This is a genomic window from Pseudomonas sp. CLCA07 (genome assembly GCF_053615335.1).
Genome location: NZ_CM132131.1, coordinates 4,935,243 through 4,949,180 on the forward strand (window position 1 = coordinate 4,935,243; position 13,938 = coordinate 4,949,180).

The 13,938-nt window shown below is 59.2% G+C and carries 14 protein-coding genes; 6 read left to right on the forward strand and 8 right to left on the reverse strand.

What is annotated here, in order from left to right:
• Positions 1-12 precede the first annotated feature (12 nt).
• From ACWGZX_RS22735 to ACWGZX_RS22745, 3 genes are all read right to left on the reverse strand, one after another.
• Entirely contained in the window at positions 13-432 is a 420-nt protein-coding gene (locus tag ACWGZX_RS22735; RefSeq protein ID WP_452625510.1) for an organic hydroperoxide resistance protein, read from the reverse strand.
• Positions 433-734: 302 nt separating this feature from the next.
• The gene (locus ACWGZX_RS22740; RefSeq protein ID WP_452625511.1) at positions 735-1,196 is read right to left on the reverse strand and encodes a MarR family winged helix-turn-helix transcriptional regulator; all 462 of its coding nucleotides are present in this window, start codon (positions 1,194-1,196) and stop codon (positions 735-737) included.
• A 69-nt stretch (positions 1,197-1,265) separates the two neighbouring features.
• Complete coding sequence (locus ACWGZX_RS22745; RefSeq protein ID WP_452625512.1) at positions 1,266-2,222, reverse strand: LysR family transcriptional regulator; 957 nt, start codon at positions 2,220-2,222, stop codon at positions 1,266-1,268.
• 109 nt (positions 2,223-2,331) lie between these two features.
• Here ACWGZX_RS22745 and ACWGZX_RS22750 point away from each other — a divergent pair, with 109 nt between their 5' ends.
• The gene (locus ACWGZX_RS22750) at positions 2,332-3,081 is read left to right on the forward strand and encodes a sulfite exporter TauE/SafE family protein (protein ID WP_452625513.1); all 750 of its coding nucleotides are present in this window, start codon (positions 2,332-2,334) and stop codon (positions 3,079-3,081) included.
• Here the strand turns inward: ACWGZX_RS22750 and ACWGZX_RS22755 are convergent.
• Positions 3,071-3,925 (reverse strand): LysR substrate-binding domain-containing protein, encoded by an 855-nt coding sequence (locus ACWGZX_RS22755; protein ID WP_223519194.1) that lies wholly within the window; start codon positions 3,923-3,925, stop codon positions 3,071-3,073. The two genes, ACWGZX_RS22750 and ACWGZX_RS22755, sit on opposite strands and share 11 nt — an antisense overlap.
• A gap of 96 nt (positions 3,926-4,021) precedes the next feature.
• Here ACWGZX_RS22755 and ACWGZX_RS22760 point away from each other — a divergent pair, with 96 nt between their 5' ends.
• Together ACWGZX_RS22760 and ACWGZX_RS22765 are read left to right on the forward strand one after the other, a co-directional pair.
• Positions 4,022-4,237 (forward strand): DUF1127 domain-containing protein, encoded by a 216-nt coding sequence (locus ACWGZX_RS22760; protein WP_223519196.1) that lies wholly within the window; start codon positions 4,022-4,024, stop codon positions 4,235-4,237.
• Positions 4,238-4,301: 64 nt separating this feature from the next.
• Positions 4,302-5,531, forward strand: coding sequence for a winged helix-turn-helix domain-containing protein (locus ACWGZX_RS22765; RefSeq protein WP_452625514.1), 1,230 nt, complete (start codon positions 4,302-4,304; stop codon positions 5,529-5,531).
• 104 nt (positions 5,532-5,635) lie between these two features.
• Here the strand turns inward: ACWGZX_RS22765 and ACWGZX_RS22770 are convergent, their stop codons facing one another.
• Positions 5,636-6,982 carry a class II 3-deoxy-7-phosphoheptulonate synthase gene (locus tag ACWGZX_RS22770; RefSeq protein WP_452625515.1) on the reverse strand — a complete coding sequence of 449 codons (1,347 nt, stop codon included), beginning with the start codon at positions 6,980-6,982 and terminating at the stop codon, positions 5,636-5,638.
• Between the two features lie 166 nt (positions 6,983-7,148).
• Between ACWGZX_RS22770 and ACWGZX_RS22775 the strand changes: the two genes are divergently transcribed.
• Positions 7,149-7,904, forward strand: coding sequence for a spermidine synthase (locus tag ACWGZX_RS22775; RefSeq protein WP_123432631.1), 756 nt, complete (start codon positions 7,149-7,151; stop codon positions 7,902-7,904).
• Between the two features lie 108 nt (positions 7,905-8,012).
• Here the strand turns inward: ACWGZX_RS22775 and ACWGZX_RS22780 are convergent, their stop codons facing one another.
• On the reverse strand, positions 8,013-8,804 hold the full coding sequence (locus ACWGZX_RS22780; protein ID WP_452625516.1) for a crotonase/enoyl-CoA hydratase family protein: 792 nt from the start codon (positions 8,802-8,804) through the stop codon (positions 8,013-8,015).
• A 421-nt stretch (positions 8,805-9,225) separates the two neighbouring features.
• Here ACWGZX_RS22780 and ACWGZX_RS22785 point away from each other — a divergent pair, with 421 nt between their 5' ends.
• The gene (locus ACWGZX_RS22785) at positions 9,226-10,899 is read left to right on the forward strand and encodes a DEAD/DEAH box helicase (protein ID WP_247291554.1); all 1,674 of its coding nucleotides are present in this window, start codon (positions 9,226-9,228) and stop codon (positions 10,897-10,899) included.
• A 187-nt stretch (positions 10,900-11,086) separates the two neighbouring features.
• Here the strand turns inward: ACWGZX_RS22785 and ACWGZX_RS22790 are convergent, their stop codons facing one another.
• The gene (locus tag ACWGZX_RS22790; protein ID WP_452625517.1) at positions 11,087-11,854 is read right to left on the reverse strand and encodes a DODA-type extradiol aromatic ring-opening family dioxygenase; all 768 of its coding nucleotides are present in this window, start codon (positions 11,852-11,854) and stop codon (positions 11,087-11,089) included.
• Between the two features lie 103 nt (positions 11,855-11,957).
• Here ACWGZX_RS22790 and ACWGZX_RS22795 point away from each other — a divergent pair, with 103 nt between their 5' ends.
• Positions 11,958-12,614, forward strand: a complete 657-nt coding sequence (locus ACWGZX_RS22795; protein WP_452625518.1) for a thiopurine S-methyltransferase — start codon at positions 11,958-11,960, stop codon at positions 12,612-12,614.
• A gap of 184 nt (positions 12,615-12,798) precedes the next feature.
• Here ACWGZX_RS22795 and htpX read toward each other — a convergent pair whose 3' ends face one another.
• Positions 12,799-13,689 (reverse strand): protease HtpX, encoded by an 891-nt coding sequence (gene htpX / locus ACWGZX_RS22800; protein ID WP_027925729.1) that lies wholly within the window; start codon positions 13,687-13,689, stop codon positions 12,799-12,801.
• Positions 13,690-13,938: the final 249 nt, after the last annotated feature.

The window sequence follows — 13,938 nt, forward strand, 5'->3', positions numbered from 1 at the left end:
TGGGATCAGCGGTTAGACGGTGACGTGCAGGCGCACATCGACGTTGCCACGGGTGGCGTTGGAGTACGGGCAGACCTGGTGGGCAGCGTCGACCAGGGATTGCGCGTCGGCTTGTTCAAGACCAGGCAGGCTGATGTGCAGGTCGATGTCCAGACCGAAGCCGCCAGGGATTTGGCCGATGCCGACATGAGCGGTGATCGAGGCGTCGTTGGGGATGGTGCGTTTGGTCTGGCTGGCGACGAATTTCAGGGCGCCGATGAAGCAGGCAGAGTAGCCGGCTGCGAACAGCTGCTCTGGGTTGGTCGCTGCACCGCCCGCACCACCGAGTTCTTTCGGGGTGGCGAGTTTTACGTCGAGGATTTTGTCACTGGAAACGGCACGACCATCACGGCCGCCAGTGGACGTTGCGATTGCGGTGTAGAGAGTTTGCATGGTGTGAGCCTCGTTCGGGTTTTGGTATTTTGCGCTAAATATTTGCGCGCTAAGTAAGTGCGAAATGAATGTATCGCGCCAATATTTAGCGCGCAATATAAATTTTTGAAAAAATTTTGGTCAGGGTTGGGGCGGGCTATGCGAAGGGCCGAGCTAGAGCTGTCGAGGAGGATTTTCAGGTCTGAAAATTTTTTGAGGACGGGCTGAACGAGGTCGAAAGAACACTGCAAAACAAATGTGGGAGCGACGGTGCGACGATTCGACCTGCTCGCTCCCACAGGTGATCTAGGTTGATTTGAAGATCAGAGACTATCTTGCAGATTGCTGCGCAGCACTTGCAGCTCCGCTTGCAGTTTGTTCAATCGCTCCACCGTCATCCCGCTGGCGCCGAGGATGCACTGCGGAATGCTGCGTGCCTTGTCCCGCAAGGCGCGGCCCTGTTCGGTAAGTTCGACGATCACCACCCGTTCGTCTTCGCGGCTGCGGGTGCGGCTGAGCAGACCTTCGACTTCCAGGCGTTTGAGCAGCGGGGTCAGTGAGCCGGGATCGGTCAGCAGTCGCGTGCTGATTTCACCGACGGTCAGACCATCGCGCTCCCACAGCACCATCATCGCCAGGTATTGCGGATAGGTCAGGCCCAGCGCTTGCAGCAGTGGTTTATAGACCTTGGTCATCAGCAGCGAAGTCGAGTGCAGGGCGAAGCAGGCCTGATTATCCAGCAGCAGGTGTTCGCAGTTATCCAGGGTGTCGCGTTCGGTGGTCATTTCAAAAGCCTTGATCGGTAATCCTCAGAATCTAGCGGGCGAATCTTTAATGCGCCAGATAATTCTGGACTAGTGGCGATCCAGGGTGTTTTGCAGCGCCAGATCCCACGGCCGGACGGGGCTGAAGCGTGTCTTCAGGTATTCCAGCAACAAGCGGCTGCGCGAGTTGGGCTGTTGTGCCAGTCGCAAGGCATAGATGCCGGCGGTTTCCGGTGTTGGCAGGCCGTTGTCGCAAAACAGCGGCAGCAGTTCACCCCGCAAAAGGTATTCGCTCGCCAGCCAGGTCGGCAGGTGGGCGATGCCCAACCCGGCCAAAGCGCCACAGACCAGCGCTTCGGCATTGTTGGCGCTCATGCGGATCCGCGCCGGACGGTGCAAATGCATTTGCCCATCGCGTTCGAAACGCCAGGCGAAGGGTGGGGCCAGGCCATCCCAATCGAGGCCGTCGTGATCGACTAGCTGCGCCGGCTCGGTCGGTACGCCGCGGCGTTGCAAATAGTCCGGGCTGGCGCAGGCAATGCGCACCATGCTCGCCAGTGGCGTGGCCACTAGTCGGGTGTCGGCCATTTGTCCGGCGCGCAGTACCAGATCGACCTTGCCCAGGTTCAAGCCTTGCATGTCGACAAAGCTGTCGATCAGGTGCAGTTGCACGTCGAGGCCGGGGTACAGCATCAGGAAATCGGCAATCACCGGGGCCAGATGCCGTCGTCCGAACGCTGCGGGTGCATCCACCCGAATCAAGCCTTCCGGCGCGCTGCTCAAGGACACCGCTTCGGCCCGGGCCAGCCGAAGCTCGGCGACAATTCGTCGTGCCCGCTCGGCAAAGGCCAGGCCTGCCGGAGTCGCCATCACGGCATGGGTGCTGCGGATGAATAGCTGGCTGCCCACGGCCTTTTCCAGGCTATCGATGCGCCGCGCCACGGCCGACGGGGTCAGGGGATGGCGGCGGGAGGCGGCGGAAAAGCTCCCGGATTCCAGCACATCAAGGAACAGCCCCAGTTGTTCGGTCAAAAGATTGGGGTTCATGATTTTTCAACGGCTATGCGAAGTTGGCACAGCCATTGTGCGTTGCTGTGCGTTTCCGCGCCATCGCCGACTGCGTAGGATGAACTCCCTGACAAAAGGGAAATCGCCTGTGATCGAGTTCGTGATGTATCTGGTTTTTGGCGCGGCCCTGGGCACCCTGGGCGGGTTGTTCGGCATCGGCGGTGGCTTGATCGCGATCCCGCTGCTGGGCGTTCTGTTCGGGCTCGATCAGCAAATCGCCCAAGGTACGGCGCTGGTGATGGTGGTGCCCAACGTCATGCTGGCGCTGTGGCGCTATCACCAGCGCAATCGCATTGAGTTGCGCCACGCGTTGCCCTTGTCGTCGATGGGCTTTTGTTTTGCCTGGATCGGATCGATCTGGGCGGTCGGCATCGACGCGCAAACCATGCGAATCGGCTTTGTCGCGTTTCTGGTGGCCCTGTCGGCCTACAACCTGGCGCGCATGTTTGTCGCCAACACACCGGCCTCTGCGCAGATGCATTACGCATGGCCATGGCTGGGTGTGCTCGGAGCGGCCTCCGGGACCATGGGCGGTTTGTTTGGCGTGGGCGGGGCCGTGGTGGCGACGCCGGTGTTGACCAGTGTGTTTGGCACCAGCCAAGTGGTGGCCCAAGGGTTGTCGCTGGCGCTGGCGTTACCCAGCACGGGCGTCACCCTGGTGACTTACGCGGTGCACCATCAGGTGGACTGGCTGATTGGAGTGCCATTGGCCATTGGCGGGTTGATGAGCATCAGTTGGGGGGTGAAGATCGCCCACGCCCTACCGGAGCGACTGCTGCGCGGGTTTTTCTGCGGCTTTCTGGTGTGCTGCGCGGTGATGCTCGCGTTTAAAGTTTGAAGCCTTCGACAATGTGCTCGGCCAGGCACTCGGTGATCGGTGATGGGTTGTGCAGGTTGCGCACGAGCATGATGCAGGCTTCCGGCAACTGCGGCAGGCCTTCGGCGTCACCGAGGATGCGCATGTCCGGGGTGATCAGGCTTTCCAGTTGCGCGGTCACCGCCAACCCGGCGCTGACCACGGCCATCAACGCCGACAGGCTCGAACTGTTGTAGGCAATGCGGTAATCGCGGCCCAGCGCATCCAGCGCATTGCACGCCCACAACCGGCAGAAACAATCACTGTTGAACATCGCCAGTGGCAGTGGCGTCTGCTCATGGGCGCTGTAGCATTGCGCCTCGGCCCAGACGAAACGTTCCTTGCGCAGCAACTGGCCAATCTCGGTGCCGGGTTCGCGGGTGACGATGGACAGGTCGAGATCCTGACGTTGCAGCAATTGTTTTGATGATTCGCAGTGAACCTCGATCTGGATCAGCGGATAGCTCTTGGCGAAGCGCGACAAAATCCCCGGCAGAAAACGCATCACGTAATCGTCCGGCGTACCGATGCGCACGGTGCCGACCATGTGCGGCTCACGCAGTGTGTTGAAGACTTCGCTGTGGAGTTTGAGGATGCGCCGCGCATACCCCAGTAAAACCTGGCCTTCGGCGGTCAGTTTGACCTGTCGCCCATCGCGTTCGAACAGTTGGCGCTGCAACACGTCCTCTTCCAGACGCTTCATCTGCATGCTCACCGCCGACTGCGTGCGGTTGACCAATTCACCGGCACGGGTAAAACCACCCTGGTCGGCGATGGCGACAAAGGTACGCAGCACATCCGTATCGATACTAGGGAAAGCCGACATCCATCAATCTCCGAGATGGTTACCATCAGAAACATTCGTTGGATTGATCTTATCGCTGGGGCGAGACTTGGGCCATCCCCAACGGAGGACAACAAGATGAAAGGTCATAACGAGCATGTAACGGAACAAAAATTCTCTACCCACGTGGTATCCGATCTGCTGCACAAGTTTAGTCGCTGGTACGAACTTCATCGTGAGCGCGAGCTGTTGGCGAGTTTGAGCGATGAAGCACTGAAGGACATCGGCATGAGTCGCGCCGATGTTGAACATGAATCGGTCAGACCATTCTGGGATGATCCGATGCATAAATGATGAGGCCATTGCTACACAAACCCCTCTTTGGTGAGGTAGGTTGCGAGCAGACACGGAGGTATTCATGCCCGCAACGTTGTCCTTTTCCAACAAACAGGCTCGACGTCTGGCACTGGCTGCCCAAGGGTTCAACGGGCGCCAGTCGCCAGCGGCGATCAAACCGGTTCAGCTCAACAGGTTGATCGAGCGGCTGGGCATTTTGCAGATCGATTCGGTCAATGCGTTGGTGCGTTCGCACTACCTTCCCTTGTTTTCCCGCCTCGGTAACTACTCCTCTGATTTGCTCGACCAGGCCGCCTGGAGTCAGGGCCGGCGTCGCACTCTGTTTGAATATTGGGGGCACGAAGCGTCGTTGCTGCCGTTGTCGATGTATCCCCTGATGCGCTGGCGCATGCAGCGCGCGAGTCGCGGCGAAGACATCTATCAGCAACTGGCGCGTTTCGGACGCGAACAGCAGGACACGATTCGCCGGGTGCTGGCGTCGGTCGAAGAACTCGGCGCGCTGGGTGCCGGGAGTCTATCGACCCGTGAGGAGCGGGCCGGGCCGTGGTGGGACTGGAGCGCGGAAAAGCATGCTTTGGAATGGTTGTTTGCCGCCGGTGAAGTGACGGTGGCGGGGCGCAGGGGGTTCGAACGACTTTATGATTTGCCGGAGCGGGTAATTCCTTCGGCCATTTTGCAGCAACCCTTGCTCAGTGAGGCCGAGGCACAACGCGGGTTGTTATTGCACGCGGCGATGGCGTTGGGTGTCGGCACGGAAAAGGATTTGCGGGACTATTTTCGCTTGAGCCCGGCAGACAGTCGTCCGCGTCTGGCTGAACTGGTCGAGGCGGGGGAGTTGCTGACCTGCGAAGTGCAAGACTGGCGGCAACAGGCTTATTGCCTGCCCGAGCCGAAAGTACTGCGCAAGGTCGAGGCCAGTGCGTTGCTTTCACCGTTTGATTCGCTGGTGTGGGAACGCAGTCGTACCGAGCGCCTGTTCGATTTCCGCTATCGGCTGGAGATTTACACACCGCAGGACAAGCGGGTTTTCGGCTATTACGTGTTGCCGTTTTTACACAATGAACGGATTGCCGCGCGGGTGGATCTGCGGGCGGAGCGGGCGTTGGGGCGGTTGGCGGTGCACGCGGTACATGAGGAAGAGCCGGGTCTGGATGACGAAGGGATGCAGGCGTTGGCGGTCAATTTGCGGCGGATGGCGGATTGGTTGGGGCTTGAGCAGGTGCAGTTGAATTGCCCGAGAGCGAGTGCGGCGAGATTGCGGGTGGCATTGGCGCAGATTGGTGGTGTCTGAGTTGGCCCCTTCGCGAGCAGGCTCGCTCCCACATTGGACGGCGTCCGTCTGGACAACTCGGTCAACTGTGGGAGCGAGCCTGCTCGCGAAGGTAGCGACGCGATTTAGCGTCGAACTTGCTTCAATGTCTCAGCAATAAGGAAAGCCAATTCCAGCGACTGATCAGCATTCATCCGCGGATCGCAATGGGTGTGATACCGGTCCGACAAACCATCCTCGGTAATCGGCCGCGCCCCACCAATGCATTCGGTCACATTCTGCCCGGTCATCTCGATATGGATACCGCCGGCATAACTGCCTTCCGCCTGGTGGACCTGGAAGAACTGCTTCACCTCGCCAAGGATCTGCGCGAAGTCGCGGGTCTTGTAGCCGCTGCTGGCCTTGATGGTATTGCCGTGCATCGGGTCGGAACTCCAGAGCACTTGCTTGCCTTCGCGCTGCACGGCGCGAATCAATGCCGGCAGGTGATCGCCGACCTTGTTGGCGCCCATCCGCGCGATCAGGTTCAGGCGACCCGGATCGTTGTCCGGGTTCAGCACGTCGATCAGACGAATCAAGTCTTCAGGGTTCATGCTCGGGCCGACCTTGACCCCGATCGGGTTATTCACCCCGCGCAGGAATTCGACGTGTGCGCCATCGAGTTGACGGGTGCGGTCGCCGATCCACAGCATGTGCGCCGAGCAATCGTAGTAATCGTTGGTCAGGCTGTCGCGCCGCACGAAGGCTTCTTCGTAGTTCAGCAGCAGTGCTTCGTGGGCGGTGAAGAAGCTGGTCTCGCGCAGTTGCGGCGAGCTGTCCATGCCGCAGGCGCGCATGAACGCCAGGGTTTCATCGATGCGGTTGGCCAGGTGGCTGTATTTTTCTGCCAGTGCCGAGTTGGCGATGAAATCCAGGTTCCATTTGTGCACTTGATGCAGATCGGCAAACCCGCCTTGAGCGAATGCGCGCAGTAAGTTCAGGGTCGCGGTGGACTGGTGGTAGGACTGCAGCAGGCGCTCCGGGTCCGGCACGCGGCTTTTTTCGTCGAAACCGATGCCGTTGACGATGTCGCCGCGGTAGGCGGGCAGGGTCACGCCGTCGATGGTTTCGTCATTGGCTGAGCGCGGTTTGGCGAACTGACCGGCCATGCGCCCGACCTTGACCACCGGGCAACCGGCGGCGAATGTCATGACGATGGCCATTTGCAGCAGGACTTTAAACGTGTCACGAATTTTCGCGGCGGAGAACTCGGCAAAGCTCTCGGCGCAATCGCCACCTTGCAACAGAAACGCGCGCCCTTGGGTCACTTCGGCAAACTGACGGCGCAACTCCCGGGCCTCACCGGCAAACACCAACGGCGGATAACTGGCCAGGGTTTGCTCGACCTGCTGCAAATGCGCGGCGTCGGGGTAGTGGGGTTGTTGCTGGATCGGCAGGGCGCGCCAGCTGTCAGGGCTCCAGGGTTGGCTCATCACGTTCTCTAGTGTTTTACGCTCGGACGGTTATGTTATCAGCAATTAGTGCGTGACCTGTTCCCGTCGCTTCGCGGACAATCGCGCCTTTGCCGCGCCCGCTCGCGGTTTTATTGCGCTGCTGTTTATTTATCACATGCCGGCGCGGCAACGATCAGGAGACGAAATGACTGAGGAGCGCGTCGAGCATCTGCTCGCCGAGGTACAGGATGAGTTCGGCGTGATACGCGTGCTGGAAGTGGCCGATTACCGTTTTCTGGAGTTCGGCGATGCCATCGAGCAAAGCTGCGTCTTTACCGCTGATCCGAGCTGGCTCGAGTACGACTATACCCGGGCGATGCTGATCGGTGCGCTGTGTCACGAGCAGCCGGAAAGCGCGCTGTTTCTGGGGCTTGGCGCGGGAACGCTGACCCAGGCTTGCCTTAAATTCCTGCCGCTGGAAGACGTCGAAGCGATTGAATTGCGCCCCGACGTACCGCGTCTGGCCATTGAATACCTCGGGCTGGATGACGATCCTCGGCTGTACATCCGCGTCGGTGATGCGCTGGAGCTACTCGATACCGCTGAGCCGGCGGACCTGATCTTCGTCGACCTTTATACCGATGTCGGGCCGGGTGTCGGGCATCTGGCCTGGAGCTTTCTGGAAAACTGTCAGAAACGCCTGAATCCGGGTGGCTGGCTGGTGATCAACCAATGGGCCACCGATGATGGCAAACCATTGGGTGCCGCGTTGTTGCGTGGGCTTTATCACCGGCATTACTGGGAGTTGCCGGTGAAGGAGGGCAATGTGATTCTGATCGTGCCGTCGGAGCTGGATCAGGAGCTGGATATGGACGGGCTTGTTGCTCGGGCTGAAGGGCTGGCGCCGCGATTGGGGTATTCGTTGCAGTCGTTGATCAAGGCGATTCGGCCGGCGACCTGAGTTGTCTATGAGGGCCCCATCGCGGGCAAGCCTTGCTCCTACAAGGGTTACGCACAACCTGTAGGAGCAAGGCTTGCCCGCGAAGAGGTCCTCAAAGCCAACACAAAACTAAAGCCCTTTGAAGATGCCCGGCCGTTTTTCGACCATCGACCGCACCCCCTCCTTGGCATCCTCACTCGCCATCAACTTCTTCACCAGTGGCGGCAACGCCTGCGCCGCTGCGGTTTCCCCTTCATAACGTGCCTGACGCGCAGACATCAGCGTCGCCTGCACGCCAAGCGGCGCCTGGCTGGCAATCCGTTCGGCCAATTCAATTGCCCGTGGCAGCAGATCCTCGCTGGCCATGACTTCCTGCACCAATCCCAGATGCAACGCATCATGCGCATCGAACTCGTCACCGGTCAGCAGCCAACGCATCGCATTGCCCCAGCCAGCCACTTGGTGCAGACGCAATGTCGCGCCGCCAAACGGGAAAATACCGCGCTGCACTTCTTTCTGGGCGAATCGGGTGTTGCTGGCGCACAAGTTGATGTCAGCGGCCAACATCAACTCGATGCCGATGGTCAGGCAGTAGCCTTGCGCGGCCACAATCACCGGTTTACTGACTCGGGGACCGGCAAAAACACCCCACGGATCGCAGCCCCCTGGCGGTGCTTGCCAGCCTTCGGCCAATGCCGCGCTGGCGCTGACCAGGTCGAGCCCAGCGGTGAAATGTTCGCCATGGCCGAACACCACTGCGACCCGCGCGTCGATGTCAGCCTCGAACTCGCCATAGGCCAGACTCAGTTCGTTGAGCAGCTCAAGGTCGAAGGCATTGCGCTTGGCCACCCGGTCCAGGCCGATCATCAGGACATGACCGTGTCGTTCGCGGGTGACACGACTGCAAGCGGGCTGATTCATGGGGCAATTCCTCGGACGGGAAGGGGGTGTCAGACCGCAGGACTACCTGATAACGATGAACCGTTTTAGCGCCATCGCCAGCAGGGCCGGGCCTTTGAAAAATAGACCGTTGCACGATTATCCGCAAAGCCTGTGACATAACGGTGTATCCGTCAGTTTTCCGACAAATAATGCTCCCTTTTTGGGCGAATTCCGGTATAGTGCGCGCCGGCCTTTAACCGGGCCGCGTTTAGGTAGCGCAATTCCCCGAAGTCAGCTTCGGCTGCACGTCCGCACAGCGGACTCTCCCTTGACGAATCTTTTTCATTCATTCGTTTTCGCAAATCCCCGCCGACAAAGCAGCCAGGGCGACTCTTGAGTCTTACACGGCATGCGCAGCTTTGGAGCATGGGTCTTTGCGGATGCACTTAGAGGCAGACCCATGACCCAGGAAACCGGCGGCTTCGCCGCTTTTAATCTTAATCCGAATATCCTTGCAGCCGTCATTGCGACTGGCTACGAAGAGCCTTCGGCTATTCAGCAGCAATCGATCCCGATCATCATGGCCGGCCACGACATGATTGGCCAGGCGCAAACCGGTACCGGTAAAACCGCCGCGTTCGCCTTGCCTATCCTGCATTGCATCGATCCTGCCAAGCGCGAGCCGCAAGCCCTGATCCTGGCGCCAACCCGTGAGTTGGCGCTGCAAGTAGCAACCGCTTTCGAAACCTACGCCAAGCAAATGCCGGGCGTTACCGTTGTGGCCGTTTACGGCGGCGCCCCTATGGGTCCACAACTGAAAGCAATCCGTAATGGCGCACAGATCGTTGTCGCCACTCCGGGCCGTCTGTGCGACCACCTGCGTCGTGACGAAAAAGTCCTGTCGACCGTGAACCACCTGGTCCTCGACGAAGCTGACGAAATGCTCAAACTGGGTTTCATGGACGACCTCGAAGTTATCTTCAAGGCCTTGCCTGCAACCCGTCAGACCGTATTGTTCTCGGCCACCCTGCCGCAGTCGATCCGTGCCATTGCCGAACGCCATCTGCGTGATCCGCAACACGTGAAGATCCAGACCAAGACTCAGACCGTTACCGCGATCGAACAGGCTCACCTGTTGGTTCACGCTGACCAGAAGACCTCGGCTGTATTGAGCCTGCTGGAAGTGGAAGATTTCGACGCCCTGATCATGTTCGTGCGCACCAAGCAAGCGACCCTGGACCTGGCCAGTGCCCTGGAAGCCAAAGGCTACAAAGCCGCTGCGCTGAACGGTGACATTGCCCAGAACCAGCGTGAGCGCGTGATCGACTCCCTCAAGGATGGTCGTCTGGACATCGTTGTGGCGACTGACGTTGCTGCTCGTGGCCTGGACGTTCCGCGCATCACTCACGTGTTCAACGTTGACATGCCGTACGATCCGGAATCCTACGTTCACCGTATCGGCCGTACCGGCCGTGCCGGTCGCGAAGGTCGTGCATTGCTGCTGGTCACTCCACGTGAGCGCCGCATGCTGCAAGTGATCGAGCGTGTAACCGGTCAAAAAGTTGCCGAAGTTCGCCTGCCGGACGCTCAGGCCGTTCTCGATGCCCGCATCAAGAAACTGACCAACAGCTTGTCGCCGCTGGTTGCCGATGCCGAATCGACTCACGGTGATCTGCTGGATCGTCTGACTGCCGACATCGGTTGCACCCCGCGTGCACTGGCCGCTGCTCTGCTGCGCAAGGCAACCAACGCTCAGGCGCTGACCCTGGCCGCGATCGAGAAAGAACGTCCACTGGTGCCGAACAACGCACCGCGTGGCGATCGTCCGGAGCGTACCGGTGATCGTCCGGACCGTGGTGATCGTGAGCGTCGTGCTCCGGTTCCATTGGCCGAAGGTCGTGCTCGTTGCCGTACCGCGCTGGGTGCGCGTGATGGTATCGCTGCCAAGAACCTGCTGGGCGCCATCCTGAACGAAGGTGGTCTGGCTCGTGAAGCCATCGGTCGCATCCAGGTACGCGACAGCTTCAGCCTCGTCGAGCTGCCGGAAGATGGTCTGGAGAAGCTCCTGACCAAACTGAAGGACACTCGCGTTGCCGGTAAGCAGTTGAAGCTGCGTCGCTATCGCGAAGATTAATCCGCTCTTGAGCTGATTGATCGCACATAAAAAATCCCCGACTGGTTCGGGGATTTTTTTTGCCTGCTTATTGGTGCTGGGCTTTCGAGCGGAGTCGCGCCCATCGCGAGCAGGCTCGCTCCCACCTTGAAATGCATTTCCCTGTGGGAGCGAGCCTGCTCGCGATGGGCGCGACGCGGTCTACCGGTCAGCCAAAGCGATAAATGTCCATACCCAGCGCACCCATGGTGAAACCCTGGTGGGCAATGCTGAACTCACCCCCAGCCCCGCGAGCAAAGTACAACGGCAACAAATGCTCATCACTTGGGTGATTGCGCACGGCATTCGGCGCTTGCTGACGATAATCGTGCAGCGCCGCTTCGTCGTTGGCCGCGAGTTTCTCGATAATCCAGTCGCGGAAGGATTTGGCCCATGGTTCGACGCTTTCCGGGCCCGCGTGCCAATCCAGTTCACGCAGGTTGTGCGTGATGCTGCCAGAGCCGATCAACAGCACGCCGTGCTCACGCAGGCTGGCCAAGGCATGGCCGACGCGGGTTTGCAGGGCAGGGCCGCCACGCGTGGGCAGCGAGACTTGCACAACGGGGATATCGGCTTGCGGATACATCAACGTCAAAGGCACCCAGACACCGTGGTCGAACGGGCGCTTGGCATCGATGCGTGCTGGCAGATCGGCGGCCTTCAGTAATTCGACAACCTCCGCCGCCAATTGGGGATTGCCGGGTGCCGGGTATTGAACGTCGAACAGCGCCTGTGGAAAGCCACCGAAGTCGTGCCAGGTTTCCGGCTGGGGATTGCCGCTGACCAGCAGCTCATTGCTTTCCCAATGCGCAGATACAATCACGATGGCTTTTGGTTTCGGCAGTTCGGCGGCCAATCGAGCGAGAGCCGGCCCGCTGGCCCCCGGTTCCAGTGCCAACATGGGCGAGCCATGGGATATGTACAGGCTGGGGAACATGAAAGAGCTCCTGAGGGGTAAGATGGCGTCATCTTCAGTCAGATCATTGATCTAAATCTAATATAAGTTTTAGGGTCTTTTGATCGAATTTTCGGGATTAATTATGCAGCCGGAGTTTTGGCACAAACGATGGGCGTCGAATCAGATCGGCTTTCATCTGCCGGAGGTGAATCCTCATCTGCAGCGTTTCTGGCCACAATTGGGTCTGGAAGACGGCGCGCGCGTACTGGTGCCGCTGTGTGGGAAGAGTCTGGATTTGTTGTGGCTTGCACGCGAAGGCCATGAGGTATTGGGCGTTGAGCTCTCGGAAAAGGCCATTGAGGATTTCTTCAATGAGCATCAGTTTGATCCTGACGTCAGTGAGCAAGGGCCTTTCAAGGTTTACCGCGCGGGTTCTATCGAGTTGTGGTGTGGTGATTTTTTCGAATTGACGGCCGGTGATGTCGCCGACTGCAGCGCACTGTACGACCGCGCCGCGTTGATTGCCTTGCCACCGAAAATGCGTGAGCAGTACGCCGCGCACCTGACGCGGATTTTGCCGAAGGAGTCGCTGGGGTTGTTGATTACCCTGGACTACGACCAGACGCAAATGGACGGCCCTCCGTTTGCTGTGCTGGATGGTGAAGTGCAACGGTTGTTCGGTGGATCGTGGGCACTGAAGATCCTGGAAGATCAGGACATTCTAAGTGCGAGCGGAAAATTCCTGGAAGCGGGCGTTACTCGGCTTGAAGAGCGGGTGTATCGGGTTTCCAGCCGTTAAATTGCGCTGAATTTGCTGGCCCCTTCGCGAGCAGGCTCGCTCCCACATTGGAATGCATTCCCCTGTGGGAGCGAGCCGGCTCCGGGCGGCGTTCCGACGATGAGGGCCGGAAGAATACTGAATCAATGCAGCAAACAAAAAAAGGCCCGCATCACTGCGGGCCTTCTTTTTGGGTGCTGAACAATCAGCGCTGAAGTCGATGCAGCGCGTTGATACGCTCTTCCAGCGGTGGGTGGCTCATGAACATCCGGGCGAACCCTTGCTTGATGCCACCGTTGATGCCAAAGGCGTTCAGGGTGTCCGGCATGTGCACCGGCAGGCCCTGTTCGGCACGCAGGCGTTGCAATGCGCCGATCATCGCGGCAGTACCGGCCAGGCGTGCACCGGCTTCGTCGGCCCGGAATTCACGCTTGCGCGAGAACCACATGACGATGGAGCTGGCCAGAATGCCCAGGACCAGTTCGGCGAAGATGGTTGCCACGTAGTAGGCAATACCCTGGCCTTCTTCGTTCTTGAAGATCACCTTGTCGACAAAGTTGCCGATGATCCGTGCGAAGAACATCACAAAGGTGTTCACCACGCCTTGAATCAACGCCAGGGTGACCATGTCACCATTGGCCACGTGGCCAATTTCGTGAGCCAAAACGGCTTTCACTTCATCTGGCGAGAAACGCTCCAGCAAGCCCTGGCTGACCGCGACCAGTGCGTCGTTCTTGTTCCAGCCTGTGGCGAACGCGTTCGCCTCGTAGGCCGGGAAGATCCCGACTTCAGGCATCTTGATCCCTGCTTCCCGGGACAATTGCTCGACGGTTTGCAGCAGCCATTGCTCGTGACGGGTACGCGGCTGGGTGATGATCTGGGTGCTGGTGCTCATCTTCGCCATCCACTTGGAGATGAACAGCGAGAACAGCGAACCGGCAAAACCAAAGACCGCACAGAAAATCAGCAGCTGATTGAGGTTCAGATCAACCCCGTTGGCCGCCATGAACCCGTTGAAGCCGAAAAGGCTCAGGGTGATGCTGGCAATCAGCACGACCGCCAGGTTAGTGGCCAAAAACAGCAGGATGCGCATCATGGTTGTAGAAATCTCCTTTTGCTAAAGATGTAGCGTACTGCGGGGTATATAAGGTGATGTATCGGGCTATTCAACCGGGTGACTATTTCAAACTGTTTCCTACGGCAACAGTGTAGTCGCTTGCAGGGCATTTCCGACGCTGGCATGGGACGTGTTTGACAGGCACAGCGCTGGGCAAGCCCCTGTGGTTGTTAGGCGCGAGCACCCAACAAGTGATCAGGCATGGCGTGAAACAAGGGTGTACGGCAG